The organism is Pseudoxanthomonas sp. (assembly GCF_036845285.1).
Taxonomy (GTDB): domain Bacteria; phylum Pseudomonadota; class Gammaproteobacteria; order Xanthomonadales; family Xanthomonadaceae; genus Pseudoxanthomonas_A.
On sequence record NZ_DAIUEE010000001.1, the window covers coordinates 483,382 to 499,948 of the forward strand.

The 16,567-nt window shown below is 67.9% G+C and carries 17 protein-coding genes, 4 tRNA genes and 1 pseudogene; 14 read left to right on the forward strand and 8 right to left on the reverse strand.

Features of this window, described 5'->3' with window-relative positions:
- Positions 1–73 precede the first annotated feature (73 nt).
- From V7060_RS02265 to V7060_RS02275, 3 genes and pseudogenes are all read left to right on the forward strand, one after another.
- Complete coding sequence (locus V7060_RS02265; RefSeq protein ID WP_334177629.1) at positions 74–1,354, forward strand: YihY family inner membrane protein; 1,281 nt, start codon at positions 74–76, stop codon at positions 1,352–1,354.
- On the forward strand, positions 1,351–1,923 hold the full coding sequence (locus V7060_RS02270) for a TlpA disulfide reductase family protein (RefSeq protein ID WP_334177630.1): 573 nt from the start codon (positions 1,351–1,353) through the stop codon (positions 1,921–1,923). The genes V7060_RS02265 and V7060_RS02270 overlap by 4 nt, the downstream gene beginning before the upstream one ends.
- Positions 1,923–2,190 (forward strand): annotated as a pseudogene (locus V7060_RS02275) (acylphosphatase). The gene V7060_RS02270 and the pseudogene V7060_RS02275 overlap by 1 nt, the downstream one beginning before the upstream one ends.
- A gap of 96 nt (positions 2,191–2,286) precedes the next feature.
- Here V7060_RS02275 and V7060_RS02280 read toward each other — a convergent pair.
- From V7060_RS02280 to hemA, 8 genes are all read right to left on the reverse strand, one after another.
- Positions 2,287–2,694 (reverse strand): hypothetical protein, encoded by a 408-nt coding sequence (locus tag V7060_RS02280; protein WP_334177631.1) that lies wholly within the window; start codon positions 2,692–2,694, stop codon positions 2,287–2,289.
- Positions 2,695–2,697: 3 nt separating this feature from the next.
- A complete protein-coding gene (ppk2, locus tag V7060_RS02285) occupies positions 2,698–3,477 on the reverse strand; it encodes a polyphosphate kinase 2 (protein ID WP_334177632.1) in 780 nt (259 codons plus the stop codon).
- A gap of 28 nt (positions 3,478–3,505) precedes the next feature.
- Positions 3,506–3,841, reverse strand: coding sequence for a helix-turn-helix domain-containing protein (locus V7060_RS02290; protein WP_334177633.1), 336 nt, complete (start codon positions 3,839–3,841; stop codon positions 3,506–3,508).
- A gap of 16 nt (positions 3,842–3,857) precedes the next feature.
- A complete protein-coding gene (gene moaB, locus V7060_RS02295; protein WP_334177634.1) occupies positions 3,858–4,376 on the reverse strand; it encodes a molybdenum cofactor biosynthesis protein B in 519 nt (172 codons plus the stop codon).
- Positions 4,377–4,401: 25 nt separating this feature from the next.
- Complete coding sequence (locus tag V7060_RS02300; protein ID WP_334177635.1) at positions 4,402–6,126, reverse strand: tetratricopeptide repeat protein; 1,725 nt, start codon at positions 6,124–6,126, stop codon at positions 4,402–4,404.
- A gap of 202 nt (positions 6,127–6,328) precedes the next feature.
- On the reverse strand, positions 6,329–6,775 hold the full coding sequence (locus V7060_RS02305; protein ID WP_334177636.1) for a GNAT family N-acetyltransferase: 447 nt from the start codon (positions 6,773–6,775) through the stop codon (positions 6,329–6,331).
- Positions 6,772–7,857 carry a peptide chain release factor 1 gene (prfA, locus tag V7060_RS02310; RefSeq protein ID WP_334177637.1) on the reverse strand — a complete coding sequence of 362 codons (1,086 nt, stop codon included), beginning with the start codon at positions 7,855–7,857 and terminating at the stop codon, positions 6,772–6,774. The genes V7060_RS02305 and prfA overlap by 4 nt, the downstream gene beginning before the upstream one ends.
- Positions 7,835–9,115, reverse strand: coding sequence for a glutamyl-tRNA reductase (gene hemA, locus V7060_RS02315; protein WP_334177638.1), 1,281 nt, complete (start codon positions 9,113–9,115; stop codon positions 7,835–7,837). Before hemA ends, prfA begins: the two co-directional genes overlap by 23 nt.
- A 68-nt stretch (positions 9,116–9,183) precedes the next feature.
- Here hemA and V7060_RS02320 point away from each other — a divergent pair, with 68 nt between their 5' ends.
- From V7060_RS02320 to V7060_RS02370, 11 genes are all read left to right on the forward strand, one after another.
- The gene (locus tag V7060_RS02320) at positions 9,184–10,869 is read left to right on the forward strand and encodes a hypothetical protein (RefSeq protein WP_334177639.1); all 1,686 of its coding nucleotides are present in this window, start codon (positions 9,184–9,186) and stop codon (positions 10,867–10,869) included.
- Positions 10,866–11,516 (forward strand): lipoprotein insertase outer membrane protein LolB, encoded by a 651-nt coding sequence (gene lolB / locus V7060_RS02325; RefSeq protein WP_334177640.1) that lies wholly within the window; start codon positions 10,866–10,868, stop codon positions 11,514–11,516. Before V7060_RS02320 ends, lolB begins: the two co-directional genes overlap by 4 nt.
- Positions 11,513–12,403 (forward strand): 4-(cytidine 5'-diphospho)-2-C-methyl-D-erythritol kinase, encoded by an 891-nt coding sequence (gene ispE, locus V7060_RS02330; RefSeq protein WP_334177641.1) that lies wholly within the window; start codon positions 11,513–11,515, stop codon positions 12,401–12,403. Before lolB ends, ispE begins: the two co-directional genes overlap by 4 nt.
- Positions 12,402–12,477 (forward strand) — tRNA-Gln (locus V7060_RS02335). Before ispE ends, V7060_RS02335 begins: the two co-directional genes overlap by 2 nt.
- Positions 12,478–12,515: 38 nt before the next feature.
- On the forward strand, positions 12,516–13,475 hold the full coding sequence (locus tag V7060_RS02340; protein WP_055940747.1) for a ribose-phosphate diphosphokinase: 960 nt from the start codon (positions 12,516–12,518) through the stop codon (positions 13,473–13,475).
- 112 nt (positions 13,476–13,587) lie between these two features.
- The gene (locus V7060_RS02345) at positions 13,588–14,241 is read left to right on the forward strand and encodes a 50S ribosomal protein L25/general stress protein Ctc (RefSeq protein WP_334177642.1); all 654 of its coding nucleotides are present in this window, start codon (positions 13,588–13,590) and stop codon (positions 14,239–14,241) included.
- A 51-nt stretch (positions 14,242–14,292) separates the two neighbouring features.
- Positions 14,293–14,874 carry an aminoacyl-tRNA hydrolase gene (pth, locus tag V7060_RS02350; RefSeq protein WP_334177643.1) on the forward strand — a complete coding sequence of 194 codons (582 nt, stop codon included), beginning with the start codon at positions 14,293–14,295 and terminating at the stop codon, positions 14,872–14,874.
- Positions 14,875–14,949: 75 nt separating this feature from the next.
- A complete protein-coding gene (gene ychF, locus V7060_RS02355; protein ID WP_334177644.1) occupies positions 14,950–16,041 on the forward strand; it encodes a redox-regulated ATPase YchF in 1,092 nt (363 codons plus the stop codon).
- Between the two features lie 109 nt (positions 16,042–16,150).
- Positions 16,151–16,236, forward strand: a tRNA-Tyr gene (locus tag V7060_RS02360).
- Positions 16,237–16,275: 39 nt separating this feature from the next.
- A tRNA-Gly gene (locus tag V7060_RS02365) sits at positions 16,276–16,349 on the forward strand.
- A 52-nt stretch (positions 16,350–16,401) separates the two neighbouring features.
- Positions 16,402–16,477: transfer RNA gene (locus V7060_RS02370), tRNA-Thr, on the forward strand.
- The last annotated feature ends 90 nt before the right edge of the window (positions 16,478–16,567 follow it).

The following is a 16,567-nucleotide window of genomic DNA, read 5'->3' on the forward strand; positions in this document are numbered from 1 at the left end:
ACGTCTTCATCGCCAGGGAGAGGCCTAGTATCGGCGATGTCGCGTCCGTGACGCATCGGTTACCCTTCCGCCCATGGAGCCACTGGACTCGTTGAACCGCTGGACAGAGCGTATGCGCGACCGCGCACGCATGGGGACGTTCTTCCGCTTCCTGGCCAAGCGCTTCCTCGACGACCGGCTGTTCCAGGCCGCAGGCTCGCTGGCCTACACCACCCTGTTCGCGCTGGTGCCGCTGGCGATGGTGGTGTTCGGCGTGCTGTCGGCGTTCCCGGTGTTCCAGGAATGGAGCGCGTCGTTGCGCGACTACATCTTCGCCAACTTCCTGCCGGGCGCGGCGGTCAGCCTGAAGGAAAAGCTCGACGGCTTCCTCGCCAACACCGGCAAGCTGACCGCAGTGGGCGTGATCGCCCTGATGGTGTCGCTGCTGATCACGCTCAACAGCATCGAGGCCACGTTCAACCGCATCTGGCGCGTGCGCAGTGCCCGGCCGAAGCTGTCGCGCTTCCTGGTGTACTGGACCGTGCTGACACTGGGTGCGCTGATGGCGGCGGCGTCGCTGGCGCTGTCGGCACGCTTCTACGCCCTGCCGGTGTTCGCGACCAGCGGCGGCAAGTGGCTGCAGACGCTGTCCCTGAGCGTGGCGCCGGTGCTGATCGAACTGGCGGCCATCGTGGTGATCTACCGCGTGGTGCCGCACCGGACCATCAAGTGGCGCTATGCGGTGGCGGGCGCGCTGCTGGCCACCGTGCTGCTGGAACTGGCGAAGTGGGGACTGGGCCTGTACCTGGGCAGCTTCAACACCTACCAGAAGATCTACGGCGCCGTGGCGGCGGCGCCCATCCTGCTGCTGTGGATCTTCCTGTGCTGGGTCGCGGTGCTGCTGGGCGCGTCGCTGGCGTCGGGCATGGCGGCGTTCCGTTACCAGCCTGTTGCGCTGCGGTTGCCGCTGGGCTACGAGATCTACGGCCTGCTGCGCATGCTCGGTCGCTTCGCGCAGGCGCGGGAGAAGGGATGCGGCCTGCACAGCGACCAGATCCTGGCGATGGAGCCGATGCTGACCGATTCGCTGATCCAGCAGATGCTGGGCCAACTGTCCGAGATCAACCTGCTGCGCCGCGACGAGGAAGGCGAATGGCTGCTCGCGCGCGACCTCGACGACCTGACGCTGTGCGACCTGTACGAAGCCTGCCAGCTGCGCGTGCCGGTCGCCGAGGCCCACTTGCCGTTCCACGACGATGCGCTGGGCCGTGACGCGCGCGCCGCGCTGGACGACCTGCGCATGCCCTTGCGCGAACTGCTGAAGCGGCGCGTCAGCGACGTGTTCGCCGAATCAACCAACCAGGAGCCTGCATGAAATCCGTTTCCTCCCTGTCGCTGGCGATGGTGATGTCGTTGGCGGCGTGCAACGCCGGCTCGGCGCCCTCGGAAGCGGCCTCGCCGGCGATCGAGGCGCATGTGCAGGCCGTCGACCCCGCAATCGGAAAGTCCACAGACCGCACCGTCGACCTGCCGGCACTGCAGGTGAAGACGCTGGACGGCGTCGATTACACGCTGGCCGCGCATCGCGGCAAATGGGTGGTGGTGAATTTCTGGGCCACCTGGTGCGCGCCCTGCCTGAAGGAAATGCCCGACCTGTCCGCGCTCGACAAGGACAACGAGCACATCGAGGTGATCGGGCTGGCCTACGAGGAAATCGAAGCGGACGAACTGAAGGCGTTCCTCGCCGAGCGACCGGTCGTGTATCCGATCGCCATCCTCGACGTCTACAACCCGCCCGCCGATTTCGCCACGCCGCGCGGCCTGCCGCTGACCTACCTGATCGCGCCGGATGGCAAGGTCGCCAAGCAGTTCCTCGGCCCGGTCACCGGCAAGGAGATCGAAGCGGCCATCGCCGCGGCCGGTGGCCCGCACGCGAAGGCGTGATGGCGACCGCGCGCTTCCTGGTCAGCGGCAAGGTGCAGGGCGTGTTCTACCGTGCGTCCACCCGCGAACGTGCGCTCGATCTCGGCCTGTCGGGGGCGCGCGACCAACCTGCCGGACGGCCACGTGGAAGTGATCGCCGAGGGCGATGCCGATGCGCTCGATGCGCTGGAAACCTGGCTGAGGCAAGGGCCGCCGTCGGCGCGCGTCGAATCGGTCGCGCGTGAGGCATGGTCCGAGCCGGTGAACCAAGGCTTCGTCACCGGCTGACGCGCCCGTCCACGTAGCGTGCGCCACGCGCACGATCCGACGCGCCGAATTCCGTGCGCACGGCGCACGCTACGCACACGCGAGGGAGCACGGGCGTCACCGTGATGGCTCGCCGGCGTCGTAGAGGCGCAGGGCGCGTGCAGACTGTGCGTCGTCCAGCGGTGGCGGGCGCGCGAAGGCGGGTTGTTCCGGCTCTTTCCAGCCCGGGATTTTGCGCGCGCCCTTCTGCACCTGCTGCGCCGCCAGGCCCGCGAGCACCGGCACGATGCCACCGTTCTTGCCGAGTTGCTCGAGGCTGGTGGGTTCTTTCCAACTGCGGCCGAAGCCGCCGGAGTCGACCTCGATGGGATTCCTGAAGCGGTAGAGGTCGACCACTTCTTCCGGATCGGGCCGGACCGTCAGCGTTTCCAGCGTGGTCGCGGCCGGATCTTCGGCTGGCGGCGCGTCCTGCGCCATCGCGTGCGACGTGGCCAGCCACAGGCTGGCCATCCAGATCCGCCTCATCGATCAGTCGCCGCGCGACGGCTTGATCGGCTTCAGGACGCCGTAGCGTTCCTTGTGCAGTTTTCCCTTCAGCGGCGGCAGGCCGAGAGGCTCCAGCGGCACCCGCGTGTCGGGCAGGCGGTCCAGCAGGTCGCGGATCAGCGTCAGCCTTCCGGTGCGCTGGTCGTTGAAATCGACCAGCGTCCACGGCGCATGCCTGGTGTGCGTGGCCTTGAGCATGGTCTCGCGCGCAGCGGTGTACTCGGCGTACTTCTCGCGTGCCTTCAGGTCGATCGGCGAGAGCTTCCAGCTCTTGAGCGGTTCTTCGGCACGCTCGGCGAAGCGCTCCTCCTGCTGCGCCTGGTCCACGCACAGCCAGTACTTGAACAGCAGGATGCCGTCGTCGGTGATGCCGCGTTCGAACACCGGCGCCTGTTGCAGGAAGCGCGCGTGCTGCGTGTCGGTGCAGTAGCCCATGACCTTCTCGACACCGGCGCGGTTGTACCAGCTGCGGTCGAACAGGACCATTTCGCCCGCGGCCGGCAGGTGCGAGATGTAGCGCTGGAAGTACCACTGCGTCGCTTCGCGCTCGCTCGGCTTCGGCAACGCCACCACGCGGCACTGGCGTGGATTGAGATGCTCGGTGATCGCACCGATCGCGCCGCCCTTGCCGGCGGTGTCGCGGCCCTCCATCACGACGACGATGCGTGCGCCGCAATGCGACGCCCAGCGTGCCATCGCCGCCAGTTCCAGTTGCAGCGGCTTGAGGCGGGCTTCGTAATCCTTGCGCTTGAGGGCTTTCATCGCGTGTCCTGTGCGGCGGGGAAGGGAATCAACGCTTGCGGCGCGGTTGCCCGGCCATGCTGCGGGCGACTTCCAGCAATGCGCCCTGCTGGCGGGTGTTGAGCGCGCGGTACGCAGCCAGCAGGTCGTGCTCGCCCTGGGTGCGGGCCGGGTCCAGGGTCGACGCGAGTTCCGAGAGCAGTGCGCCGGCGGGCACGCCGAACGCGCGGGCCAGTGCGGCGAGCTGGTCGCCGCCGGGCATCTTCTCGCCGGCGAGCCAGGATTTCACCGTCGCCACGCCGGCGCGCGGGATGGCGGCGGCGAGATCGGCGGCGGTCAGGCCGCTGGCCTTGGTCAGCAGGCGCAGGGTGGCATCGAGCGACATCGCGGGCTCTCCTTGCTCATTCCTTCAAACGGGGACGCAGCGTGGCCAGGTTGCAGGGGCGCGTGCGGGCATCGAGCTGGGCGCGGATGATCTTCTCCCAGGCGGTGCGGCAGGCCGAAGTCGAACCCGGCAGGCAGAAGATGAAGGTCTGGTTGGCCAGGCCGGCGAACGCGCGCGACTGCAGCGACGAGGTGCCGATCTCTTCCACGCTGACGTGGCGGAACAGTTCGCCGAAGCCAGGCATTTCCTTGTCGAGCAGCGGGATCAGCGCCTCGGGCGTGGAGTCGCGGCCGGTGAAGCCGGTGCCGCCGGTCACCAGGATGCCATCCACCGCGGGATCGGCGATCCACTGCGAGACCTGCGCGCGCAGGCGGTAGCGGTCGTCAGGCAGCAGGGCGCGGGCGTGCAGGTGGTGGCCTTCCTGCGCGAGCGCATCGGCGAGATAGTCGCCGGAGCGGTCCTCGGCGAGCGTGCGGCTGTCGGACACGGTCAGCACGCAGAGGTGCAACGGGATCAAGGCATCGGCATGGCTCATGCCCGCAGGGTAGCGCAATCGCGGGTCAGTCGAGCGGGGCCGGCGACAGGCCCTTGCGATGCCGGTCAGCCATCCTCCGCGCCATGTCGGCGAAGCCTTCCGCGAACCGCGGCATGTCGAACAGCGGCGCCTGCGTGATCGCCGCCTGCAGGCGCGCCCGCAAGGCCGTGCGGGCGCCGGCATCGCGGCCCAGCCGGATGGCGACGGTGATGAAGGCATCGTCATCGGCCACGTTCATCTCATCCAGGCCGAGATGATGGTTGAGGCTGCCGGCGACGCGCGCGGCGAACGTTTTGCCCGGGCAGGTCAGCACCGGACAGCCCGCCCACAACGCATCGGATGCGGTGGTATGCGCGTTGTAGGGATGCGTATCGAGGAACAGGTCGGCATGCCGGTAGCGCGCCAGGTATTCCGCGTGCGGCAGCTTGCGCATGAACACCAGGCGGGTCGGATCCACGCCGCGCGCCTGCGCTGCCGTGCGCAACCGGTCGTCGGCGCGACCGGGGCCGGACAGCAGCCACAGCACGCTGCCGTCGACCTGCACGAGCACCTCGAACATCCGCGCCATGCTGCGCGGATTCAATTTGTAGCTGTTGTTGAAGCAGGCGTAGACCATCCCGTTATCGGGAAGGCCGCATTCGGTGCGCGAGGGCGGCATGTCGACCGCACGACGCGTGTCCGAAGGCTGGAAGGCACCGGGCAGCCAGGCGACGGCTTCGCTGTAGGACGGCACCAGTGCGTCCGGCAGGGCGAAGCGATCCGCCAGCACGTAGTCGATCCAGGGCGCGCCGGAGGTGCCGGGATAGGCCAGCCAGTTGACCTGCACCGGTGCGGGCCGCATCGCCAGTACCTCCGGCGTGCCGCCGCCGCCCCAGCCACGCAGGTCGTACAGTACGTCGATGCGCTGGTCGCGGATGGCCTGCGCGATGCGCGCATGCGGCTGTCCTGCGAGATCGTGCAGTCGTGTGGCCGCCGTCAGCCGCTGGCGGATGGGGCTGCCGTCGTCGGGCGTGAGCGCGAACAGGTGCGCGGACACCGCTCCTTGTGCCTGCAGCGCTTCGAAGAACGCCACGGTCAGCAGGCCGGTCGGATGCGCGCCGAAGCCGTTGGACAGGAAGCCGAGGCGCGGTGGTGCGTCGTCCTTCGCAGGCGGAGACGGCGGCAGCGGACGGATCGCCGACGCCAGTGCCTGCGCGCGCTGGCGGGCGCAGGCGAGTTGCTCCTCCGCGGTGGCGTCTTCGCTCAGGAACGCGAACGGCTCGACGACGCCGGTCCCGTCGCGTACGGCGCGGCGCACCTGCGTCGACAGCATGTCGAGGTCGCGCCAGTCGCAGAGCTTGCGGCGCCAGTTCAACAGATGGGCGGCGAACATCGGCTCGCCGGGCACCAGTCGGTAGGCATGTTCGTAGGCCTGCGCGGCAGCTTCCGCTTCACCGGCGTCTTCCAGGGCGTGACCCAGCCACAGCGCGATACCGGGATGCTGCGGTACCTGCGCCGCAGCGTCGCTCAATGCCTGGGCGGCTTGCACGTGCCGCCCCGACAGCCAGTGGCTGCGGCCGAGCCGCGCGAGCGCTTCCGGATGGCGCGGACGGAGATTCAGCGCGCGCTCGGCGGCGCGCTGCCCGGCGTCGGCATCGCCGTGGTCGAGTTCCGCGTCCGACAGCATCACCCAGGCGATGAAGTCCTGCGGCTGCTGCCGTACGTGCAGCCGCAACCGCGCGAGTTCGTTCCGTGGATCGTCAGCGATCACCGCGACCGCCCGGTTCAAAGGTGCGCGTGGTGGCGAAGGCGGCGGTGATGATCATGGGCGCAGCCTAGCGACTGCCGGCCATGCGAGACAAGCTTGATGCTGCACGAAGTGGCGTGGCAGCGATGTCAGTCACGAACAAGGCATCGCGATCGCGACTGACGTCGCTCCCACCACCCGCACATGACGATCCGGTCTGGAGCGACTAGAGCGGCAGGCGGAAGCGCAGCGTGCCCTCGTACGGCGTCCAGCCCATCGCGCGGTACAGCGCCTGCGCGGCGGGGTTGTCGTGGTCGGTTTCCAGTTCCAGTCGCAGCGCGCCGTCTTCGCGGGCGAACTCGGCGGCCGCTGCCAGCAGCGCACGGGCGATGCCGTTGCGCCGCGCCTCAGGCAGCACCAGCAGGTCGTTGAGGATCCACACGCGCGATGCGCTGACGGACGAGAACGCGGGATACAGCTGGGTGAAGCCGACGGCCGCATCGTCGACCCAGGCCAGCAGGATGACGGACTCGTCACGCTCCATGCGGGCGCGGATGAAGTCGCGCGCCAGTCCGGGATCGGACGGCTTGCCATAGAACACGCGATACAGGTCGAACAGGTGAGCGACGGTGTCGAGGTGCGTCAGCCCCGTACGACGGACGAAGGTCGTCATGCGGCCTCTGTCAACCGTGCCAGTTCATCGGCCAGATGCTCGCGGCCGAGGCGGTCGATCAGTTCGTCCAGGTCGCCCTGGATGATGTTGGGCAGGTCGTACAGCGTGAGGCCTTCGACGCGATGGTCGGTGATGCGACCCTGCGGAAAGTTGTAGGTGCGGATGCGCTGGCTGCGGTCGCCGCTGCCGACCTGCAGCTTGCGCGTTTCCGCCTGCGCAGCCTGTTGCCTGCTGCGTTCGGCGTCGAGCAACTGCGCCTTCAGGCGCTTCATCGCCTTGTCGCGGTTGGCGTGCTGGCTGCGTTCGGTCTGGCATTCGACCACCACGCCGCTGGGTACATGGGTGATGCGGATCGCCGACTCGGTCTTGTTGACGTGCTGGCCGCCCGCACCGGAAGAACGGAACGTGTCCACCCTCAGGTCCGCGGGATTGATGACGATCTCGTCCACCTCGTCCACGTCCGGAATGATCGCGACCGTCGCCGCCGAGGTGTGGATGCGCCCCTGCGATTCGGTCTCCGGCACGCGCTGCACGCGATGCGTGCCGGATTCGAACTTGAGCTTCGAGTACGCGCCGCGACCGACCACGCGCGCCACCACCTCCTTGTAGCCGCCATGCTCGCCGGGGCTGTCGGATTCGATTTCCACTTTCCAGCCCTGCCGTTCCGCGAATCGCGCGTACATGCGGAACAGGTCGCCGGCGAAGATCGCCGCCTCGTCGCCGCCGGTGCCGGCGCGGACTTCGAGGAACAGGTTGCCTTCGTCGCGGTTGTCCTTGGGCAGCAGCAACAACATCAGTTCATCGTCGAGCTGCGCCAGGCGCTGCTGGGCGGCGGTGATCTCCTCGTCCGCCAGTTCGGCCAGCTCCGGATCGGAGCGCATGGCCTGCGCGGCGGCCAGGTCGGCCTGCGCGCGCTTTTCCTCCGCCATCGCGGTGGCGACCGGCTCCAGTTGGGAGAACTCGCGCGAGAAATTGCGGAAGCGATCGCTGTCGCCGATCACGCCGGGATCGGCGAGCAGGCGTTCGAGTTCTTCCCGGCGTTCGGCCAGCGCTTCGAGCTTACGGCGCAGCGTCGGCGTCATCGTCTTTCTTCAGGTGCGAATAGGGCGGTTGCGCGGGGAACAGCCGATCGGCCGCACGCGCCAGGTCGGCATCGCCGCTCATCGCCGCTTCGCGCAGCGCCGCGGTCGGTGGGTGCAGCAGGCGGTTGGTCAGCGTGTGGGCGAGGAATTCGAGTACCTGCTCCGGTTCGCGACCGTTGGCGAGTTGCTGGCGCGCTTTCGCCAGCACGTCCTCGCGGGTGGACTCGCCGAGCGCGCGCAGGCGCTTGAGCGGCTCCTGCCGCGAGCCGGCCTGCAGGTTCTCCATGAAGCGGCCGACCTGCACGTCGATGATCGCCTGGGCGGCATCGGCGGCTTCGCGGCGGCTGCGGCGGTTGTCCTCGACCGCGCGTTCCAGGTCGTCGACGGTGTAGAGGTAGGCATCGCGCAGGTCGGCCACCGAGGCCTCGATGTCGCGCGGCACCGCCAGGTCGAACAGCAGCATGGGCTTGTGCTTGCGCTTGGCCAGCGCGGCGGCGACCTGCGCATGCAGCACGACGGGTTCGCGCGCGGCAGTGGCGGAGAACACCACGTCGGCTTCGGCCAGGTGGCGTTCCAGTTCGGCCAGCGGCAGCGCATAGCCGCCGTGGCGGCTGGCCAGGTCCTGCGCGTGCGCCAGCGTGCGGTTGGCGATCAGCAGCCGGCGCACCTTGCCTTCGCTCAGGTGCTTGGCCGCCAGTTCGATGGTCTCGCCGGCGCCGACCAGCAGCACGGTGGATTCGCTGAGGCGGGCGAAGGAGTTCTGCGCCAGGCGCACGGCGGTGGAGGCGACCGAAACCGGATTCGCGCCGACGCGGGTATCGGTGCGCGCGCGCTTGGCCACGGCGAAGGTCTGCTGGAACAGGCGGTCCAGGCGGTTGCCGAGCGCGCCGTGTTCGCGCGCGGTGGCCCAGGCGTCCTTCACCTGGCCGAGGATCTGCGGCTCGCCGAGCACCATCGAGTCCAGCCCGGTCGCGACGCGGAACAGGTGGCGCACGGCGTCCGCATCACGATGGCGGTAGAGGTAGCCTTCCAGGCCGTCCGCGTGGGTGGCCAGCCAACTCGCCAGCACGTCGCCATCCTTGGCCACCGCGTAGAGCTCGGTGCGGTTGCAGGTCGACAGCAGGGCGGCCTCGACCACATCGGGCAGCGCCCGCAGCGACGACAGCGCATGCGGCACCGTGCCGACGTCGAACGCCACGCGTTCGCGCAGGTCGACCGGTGCGGTCTGGTGGTTCAATCCGAGGACCCACAACGTCATCGTTCAGGCGCTTGCAGTAAGCTGCTGGCTCATATCAGGGCCGCCATTTTACGGCCGACGTGACGTTCATGCCCGAAATGATTCGCAGCTGGGTTGCCGCGCTGGCCCTTGCGGCCGCATTGCCTTCCGCGAACGCCGCGCCCGCGGCATCAGCGGCCGCCCCACGGGACGACGCGCTGACCACGGTCATGGCAGGCGAATTCGCCCTGCAGGCGGGCCAGTTGCCGGATGCGGCGCGCTGGTACCTCGATGCGGCCAAGCGCGACGATGATGCCGGCCTGGCCGAGCGCGCCACCCGCATCGCCCTGCTGGCCAAGGACGACGCCCGCGCTGCGGAGGCGCTGAAGCTGTGGCGCGCTCGCTCTGCCCGGACCCTGGCCCTGCGCGGCGCCGAGGCCACGCTGGCGATGCGCCAGGGGCAGGCGCGTATCGCACGCCGTGAACTGGCGGCGTTGATGAAGGAATCCGACGACCTGGGGTGGCGTTATGCGCTGACGGCGCTGGGCAGTGGCGGCAAGGACCCGGCGCTGGCGCCGCGGTTGCTGCGCGAGTTGGTGGACGACGGCGCCATCCCCGGCAGGCTGCAGCCCTGGCTGGCCTTCACCGGTCTTGCCCAGCAACTGGATGAACCCGTGTTGGCGGAGCGCATGGTCGGGGACGTGGTGAAGCGTTTCTCCGGCGAGCCGCTGGTGGCGTTGTTGCAGGCCAGTCAACTGATGCACGCGGATCGCAAGCCGGAGGCGCGCGCGGTGCTGGATGGCCTGCTGCCGAAGGCGGCCACCGACGCCGCGCTGCGGCTCAAGCTGGCCGAGGAATACGACCGGCTGGGCGATCCGGCCGCCGCCTCGCATGCGATGGGGCAGGGGCCGCAGGACACGCTGACCTATGGCCTGCGGGCGCAACTGCTGGCCAAGGCCGACGACAAGACCGCGTTGAATGCCCTGTACGAGGAGTTCAAGCAGGCGGGAACGGACCAGCCGACCCAGTACAGCCCGGACCGTCGCCTGCTGCTCGGCCAGATGGCCGAGTTCCTGGAACGGCGTGATGAGGCGCTCACCTGGTATCGCAGCGTGCCTGCCGGCGACCTGCGCGCCGAAGCCCGCTTGCGTGCGCTGAAGACGCTGTTCGACCTGAAGCGCAAGGAAGAGGCCTTCGCCGAAGCCCGCGTGCTGCAGGGCGATGCCAGCGTGGAGGACGGCACGCGTCGCGACGCCTATCTGATGGAAGCCGAACTGCGGCAGCAGGACGAGCAGGACGAAGGGGAACTGGAGGTCTTCGCGCGCGGACTGGCCGCCTATCCCGACGATCTCGCGCTGCTGTATTCGCGTGGACTGGCCTGGGAGCGGCGCGACCGCATCGACCATGCGGAGGCCGATTTCCGCCGCATCCTGGTGATCGAGCCGGACAACGTGGCGGCGCTCAATGCGCTGGGTTACACGCTTGCCGACCGCACCTCGCGCTACCAGGAAGCGCTGGAGCTGATCGATCGCGCCCGTACGGCCGCGCCGGAAGACGCGGCCATCATCGACAGCTACGGATGGGTCCTTTACCGACTGGGCCGGAACGCGGAAGCACTGGTCGAACTGCGCCGCGCATTCGCCCTGCAGAAGGATCCCGAGATCGCCGCCCACGTGGCCGAAGTGCTGTGGGTGATGGGGCAGAAGGACGAGGCGCGCCGCTATTTCGACGAAGCGCGCAAGCTCGACCCCGACAACCGTTCGCTGCTGCGGGCGCTGGAGAAGACAGGCGCATGAAGGTTCCAGGATTCCTGCTGGCAGGGCTTGCGGCCCTGTCGATGGCGGGCTGCGCCACGCGCGGTCCGGCCACGGATTCGCCGGTCCTGAGCGACCCCGAGGCGCTGGCGGCAGCGCAGGCCGGACAGGCCACCCGCGCGGCGTGGCTGGCCTCGCGGCCGGACTGGTCGTTCGCCGGCCGGGTGGCGGTCAATGCGAACGGGAAGGGTGGCAGCGGTCGCATCGACTGGCAGCAGGCCGGGGCGGACTATCTCGTCGCCCTGAGTGCTCCGGTCACGCGCCAGAGCTGGCGTTTGAGCGGAGACCTGCAGACCGGTGCCGGACGGCTCGACGGCCTGGAGGGCGGGCCGCGCGAAGGGCGTGATGCCGACGTCCTGCTGCGGGAAGCCACGGGCTGGGATATTCCAGTCGCCTCCATGGCGTATTGGGCGCGCGGTCTGGCGGACCCGGCGACCGGCACGGATGGCATGGACTACGACGCCACGGGGCGTTTGCGGACGCTGGCCCAGCATGGGTGGCGGGTGGATTACCTGGACTGGTTCCCGGCCGAGGGCGCGCAGCCACCGATGCCGCGTCGCATGGAGGCACGCCGGGAAGGTGCGACGGTGAAGGTCGCCGTCGACCAGTGGCAGCTCGCGCCGCAATGATCCGGTTTCCGGAGACGGAAGGCTGGTCGGCCTGGCCGGCGCCGGCCAAGCTCAATCTGAACCTCCAGATCGTCGGCCGTCGGGCCGATGGCTATCACCTGCTACAGACCGTGTTCCGGCTGCTGGAATGGGGCGACACGGTCCATCTGCGGCCCCGCCCGGACGGCGACGTCGTGCGGGTGGGGGAATCCGTGCCCGGCGTTGTCGCGTCGGACGACCTGGTTGTTCGAGCAGCCAGGTTGCTGAAAAAAGAGGCCAATGTCATCGAAGGTGTCGACATTGGCGTCGAAAAGCACATTCCTGTCGGCGGTGGCTTCGGTGGTGGATCGTCCGACGCCGCCACGGTGCTGGTCGCGCTGGATGGACTGTGGGGGTGCGGTTTCGGCCCGGACCGGCTGGCGTCGCTGGGCTTGCAGCTGGGCGCCGATGTCCCGGTCTTCGTGCGTGGTGAGAATGCCTGGGCCGAAGGAGTGGGCGAGATCCTGACGCCGGTCGTGCTGCCGCCGGCCTGGTATTTGCTGGTCGACCCCGGTGTCCATGTGCCGACTGCGGCCCTTTTCGCATCACCCGATTTGACGCGTGATGCTGCACCCGCGAAAATATCGGACTTCGTTTCGGGATCACTGCTCGGCAACGTGTTCGAGCCGGTCGTGCGTCGCCGGGAGCTTGCCATCGAGGCGGTCTTCCAGGCCCTTTCGCGCATCGGTACGCCACGTTTGACGGGTTCGGGTGGCGGCTGCTTCGTGGAGTTCGCTGATCGGACCTCTGCCGAGGCCGCGCTGGCTTCCCTGCCGTCCGGGCTGCACGCCTGGGTGGTGGAGGGCGCCGCGCGATCGCCACTGTTGCGCGCGCTGGAGTCGTGTCGCGAGACGGAGAAAAACGCCTAGGGGCGTCGCCAAGTGGTTAAGGCACCGGGTTTTGATCCCGGCATTCGTAGGTTCGAATCCTTCCGCCCCTGCCAATTCACGCAGTTCCCAGCCGCGCCTGCCGAGACGACCCATGCAAGACGAACGCAACCTGCTTGTCTTCTCCGGCAACGCCAACAAGCCGCTGGCGAACAGCATCTGCCGCGAGCTGGGGGTGCGTCCGGGCAAGGCCCTGGTGTCGCGCTTCTCCGATGGCGAAGTGCAGGTGGAGATCCAGGAAAACGTCCGCCGGCAGGAAGTCTTCGTCGTGCAGCCGACCTGCGCGCCGAGCGCCGAGAACCTGGTGGAGCTGCTGGTCCTGATCGACGCGCTGAAGCGCGCATCGGCCAGCAGCGTCACCGCCGTGGTGCCTTACTTCGGTTACGCCCGCCAGGATCGCCGCATGCGTTCGTCGCGCGTCCCGATCACGGCGAAGGTGGCGGCGAAGATGTTCGGTGCCGTCAGTGCGGACCGCGTGCTGACCGTCGACCTGCATGCCGACCAGATCCAGGGGTTCTTCGATATCCCGGTCGACAACGTGTATGCCTCCCCGCTGCTGCTGGCCGACATCTGGCGCGCCTACGGCACGGAGAACCTGCTGGTGGTGTCGCCCGACGTCGGTGGCGTGGTGCGTGCCCGTGCGGTGGCCAAGCGCCTGGATGATGCCGACCTGGCGATCATCGACAAGCGTCGCCCGCGTGCCAACGTCGCCACGGTGATGAACATCATCGGCGACGTGGAAGGCAAGGACTGCGTGCTGGTGGACGACATCGTCGACACCGCCGGCACGCTCTGTGCCGCCGCCGCGGCGCTGAAGCAGCACGGCGCCAACAAGGTGGCGGCGTACTGCACCCATCCCGTGCTCTCGGGCCCGGCGGTGGACAATCTGAACAACTCGGTGCTCGACGAGCTCGTCGTCACCGACACCATCCCGCTCTCGCCGCAGGCGCAGGGCTGCAGCAAGATCCGCCAGCTGTCGGTGGCGGAACTGCTGGCGGAAACGATCCGCCGCATCGCCTTCGGCGAGTCGGTCAGTTCGCTGTACGTGGATTGAGTCTTCGCCGCGCGCCGGTCCATCGGGGCGTGGCTTTCCGGGTTCATCTGGTCGCGGATGAACCTTCATCAGATCGCCGAAGGGCGGTCCAACAACCTAGGTAGTGAAGCAAATGGCTAAGACACATGAAATCAAGGTCGAGCGCCGCGCAGACGAGGGTAAGGGTGCGAGCCGCCGCCTCCGTCACGCGGGCACCGTGCCTGCCATCGTCTACGGTGGCGAACTGAAGCCGGTCAGCATCCAGCTGAACCACAACGAAGTCTGGCTGGCCTCCCAGCACGACTGGTTCTACGCATCGATCCTGGACCTCAGCCTCAATGGCGACATCCAGAAGGTGCTGCTGCGTGACATGCAGCGTCATCCGTTCAAGCAGCAGATCATGCACCTGGACTTCCAGCGCGTGAACGAGAACGAGTCCCTGCGCACCGCCGTGCCGCTGCACTTCCTCAACGAAGACAAGTCGCCGGCCGGCAAGTCCGCCGAAGCCGTGGTCACCCACGAGCTGAACGAAGTCGTCGTCGAGTGCCTGCCGAAGGACCTGCCGGAATTCATCGAGATCGACCTGGCCGACCTGGCCATCGGTGCGGTGATCCACCTGTCCGACGTCAAGCTGCCGGCCGGCGTCGTCATCCCCGAGCTGAAGCTGGGCAAGGAACACGACGTCGCCGTCGTGATCGCCAAGCACGGCAAGGAAGAGGCCGAGGAAGCCCCGGCCGAGTCGGCTGAAGTGCCGGCCGCCAAGGTCGCCAAGAAGGACGACAAGTAATCGCGTGAGCCTTCGCCCGCTCCGGCGGGCGAGGGTGCGCGGTGCGTCCCCATGGCAGGCTTGCGCCTCATCGTCGGACTGGGCAATCCCGGTGCCGAACATGCCCGAACCCGGCACAACGCCGGGTTCCATTTTGTCGATGCCCTGGCGGAACGGCAGGGCGAGCGGTTCGGGCTGGACAGCAAGCTGTTCGGCGAGACCGCGAAGGTGGTCGTGGCCGGACAGCCGGTCTGGCTGCTGAAGCCGGCCACGTACATGAACCTCAGCGGCAAGTCGGTGGCGGCCGCGCTGCGCTTCTGGAAGATTGCGCCGGAAGAGGCGTTGCTGGCGCACGACGAACTCGATCTCGCGCCTGGCGCTGCACGCCTGAAGTTCGATGGCGGACACGGGGGGCAGAACGGCCTGCGCGACACCATCCAGCATCTCGGGCATGGCAAGTTCCACCGCCTGCGCATCGGCATCGGCCATCCCGGCCACAAGGATCGCGTGACGGGCTGGGTACTGGGTAAGCCCGGCAAGGACGACGAAATCCTGATCGCGCGTGCGATCGATGATGCGATGGATGTGCTGCCGCTGGCGGTGACGGGCAATTTCATGGACGCGATGACGCGGTTGCATACGCAGAAGCCGTGATTGGTGATTGGTGATTTGCAGGGACGGACCGAGCCCCGAATCACCAATCACGAATCACGAATCACGGATGTAGACATGGGCATCAAATGCGGCATCGTGGGCCTGCCGAACGTCGGCAAGTCCACCCTGTTCAACGCGCTGACCAAGGCGGGCATCGCTGCGGCCAACTTCCCGTTCTGCACCATCGAGCCGAACGTGGGCGTGGTGCCGGTGCCGGACCTGCGCCTCAACCAGCTGGCCGAGATCGTCAAGCCGCAGAAGGTGATCCCGACGGCGGTCGAGTTCGTCGACATCGCCGGCCTGGTGGCGGGCGCCGCCAGCGGTGAAGGCCTCGGCAACAAGTTCCTGGCGCACATCCGCGAAGTGGATGCGATCACCCACGTGGTGCGCTGCTTCGAAAACGACGACGTCATCCACGTCAACAGCCGGATCGATCCGCTGTCGGACATCGACACCATCGACACCGAACTGGCGCTGGCCGACCTGGAGAGCGTCGAGAAGGCGCTGAACCGCGCCGAGCGTTCCGCCAAGGCGGGCGAGAAGGACGCCATCGCCCGCAAACCGGTGCTGCAGAAGCTGCAGGCCGGCCTCAACGACGGCAAGCCCGGTCGCGCGCTGGGCCTGGACGACGAGGAGAAGGTGCTGGTCCGCGACCTGTTCCTGCTGACGCTGAAGCCGGTGATGTACGTGGCCAACGTGCTGGAGGATGGGTTCGAGAACAACCCGCACCTGGATGCCGTGCGCGCCAGGGCCGCGACCGAGGGTGCTCAGGTGGTGCCGGTATCGGCCGCCATCGAGGAGGAGCTGTCGCAGCTGGACGACGCCGACCGCGACGCGTTCCTGGCCGACCTTGGCCTGGACGAGCCGGGCTTGAACCGGGTGATCCGGGCGGCCTACACGTTGCTGGGCCTGCAGACCTACTTCACCGCCGGCGTGAAGGAAGTCCGCGCCTGGACCGTCCGGGCGGGTTCCACCGCCCCCCAGGCGGCGGCCGTGATCCATACGGATTTCGAGAAGGGCTTCATCCGCGCCGAGACCATCGCCTTCGACGACTTCCTCAAGTACAAGGGCGAGTCGGGTGCCCGCGATGCCGGCCGCCTGCGGCTGGAAGGCAAGGAATATCGCGTGCAGGAAGGCGATGTCCTGCATTTCCGCTTCAACGTCTGAGAAAAAAGTGCGCCGGGCGCGTTGACAGACGCGCCGGCACCCGCCAAAATCTCGGGCTGTTTCACCCTGGTTTGATTTGGCCCTCCAGCCCAGTCACTCCGGTGATCCCGGAGGGATACCCAAGCGGCCAACGGGGGCAGACTGTAAATCTGCTGGCTTACGCCTTCGGTGGTTCGAATCCACCTCCCTCCACCAGTTTTCGTTGTTGTTTCGAGTTGCAAGTGGTCTCCCGGTGCGGGAGTAGTTCAATGGTAGAACTGTAGCCTTCCAAGCTACTAGCGCGGGTTCGATTCCCGTCTCCCGCTCCACTGAACGCCAGCGCAGGATCTGCAGCAACCCGGGCAACACAGCCGGTTTCACGCTCACGTAGCTCAGTCGGTAGAGCACCTCCTTGGTAAGGAGGAGGTCGAAGGTTCGATTCCTTTCGTGAGCACCACTTCCATCCATTGATCCACTCGAGAACCAGCAGCCATGGCAAAGGGTAAGTTCGAACGCACCAAGCCCCACGTGAACGTGGGCACGATTG

Excerpts from the sequence above, each read along its gene's own strand:
- ppk2 (WP_334177632.1), bottom strand. The coding sequence starts at position 3,477 with ATGAAAGCCCTCAAGCGCAAGGATTACGAAGCCCGCCTCAAGCCGCTG.
- V7060_RS02265 (WP_334177629.1), top strand. The coding sequence starts at position 74 with ATGGAGCCACTGGACTCGTTGAACCGCTGGACAGAGCGTATGCGCGAC.
- pth (WP_334177643.1), top strand. The coding sequence starts at position 14,293 with ATGGCAGGCTTGCGCCTCATCGTCGGACTGGGCAATCCCGGTGCCGAA.
- V7060_RS02290 (WP_334177633.1), bottom strand. The coding sequence starts at position 3,841 with ATGTCGCTCGATGCCACCCTGCGCCTGCTGACCAAGGCCAGCGGCCTG.
- V7060_RS02345 (WP_334177642.1), top strand. The coding sequence starts at position 13,588 with ATGGCTAAGACACATGAAATCAAGGTCGAGCGCCGCGCAGACGAGGGT.
- ispE (WP_334177641.1), top strand. The coding sequence starts at position 11,513 with ATGATCCGGTTTCCGGAGACGGAAGGCTGGTCGGCCTGGCCGGCGCCG.
- V7060_RS02340 (WP_055940747.1), top strand. The coding sequence starts at position 12,516 with ATGCAAGACGAACGCAACCTGCTTGTCTTCTCCGGCAACGCCAACAAG.
- hemA (WP_334177638.1), bottom strand. The coding sequence starts at position 9,115 with ATGACGTTGTGGGTCCTCGGATTGAACCACCAGACCGCACCGGTCGAC.
- moaB (WP_334177634.1), bottom strand. The coding sequence starts at position 4,376 with ATGAGCCATGCCGATGCCTTGATCCCGTTGCACCTCTGCGTGCTGACC.
- V7060_RS02305 (WP_334177636.1), bottom strand. The coding sequence starts at position 6,775 with ATGACGACCTTCGTCCGTCGTACGGGGCTGACGCACCTCGACACCGTC.
- lolB (WP_334177640.1), top strand. The coding sequence starts at position 10,866 with ATGAAGGTTCCAGGATTCCTGCTGGCAGGGCTTGCGGCCCTGTCGATG.
- V7060_RS02320 (WP_334177639.1), top strand. The coding sequence starts at position 9,184 with ATGCCCGAAATGATTCGCAGCTGGGTTGCCGCGCTGGCCCTTGCGGCC.
- ychF (WP_334177644.1), top strand. The coding sequence starts at position 14,950 with ATGGGCATCAAATGCGGCATCGTGGGCCTGCCGAACGTCGGCAAGTCC.
- V7060_RS02280 (WP_334177631.1), bottom strand. The coding sequence starts at position 2,694 with ATGAGGCGGATCTGGATGGCCAGCCTGTGGCTGGCCACGTCGCACGCG.
- V7060_RS02270 (WP_334177630.1), top strand. The coding sequence starts at position 1,351 with ATGAAATCCGTTTCCTCCCTGTCGCTGGCGATGGTGATGTCGTTGGCG.
- prfA (WP_334177637.1), bottom strand. The coding sequence starts at position 7,857 with ATGACGCCGACGCTGCGCCGTAAGCTCGAAGCGCTGGCCGAACGCCGG.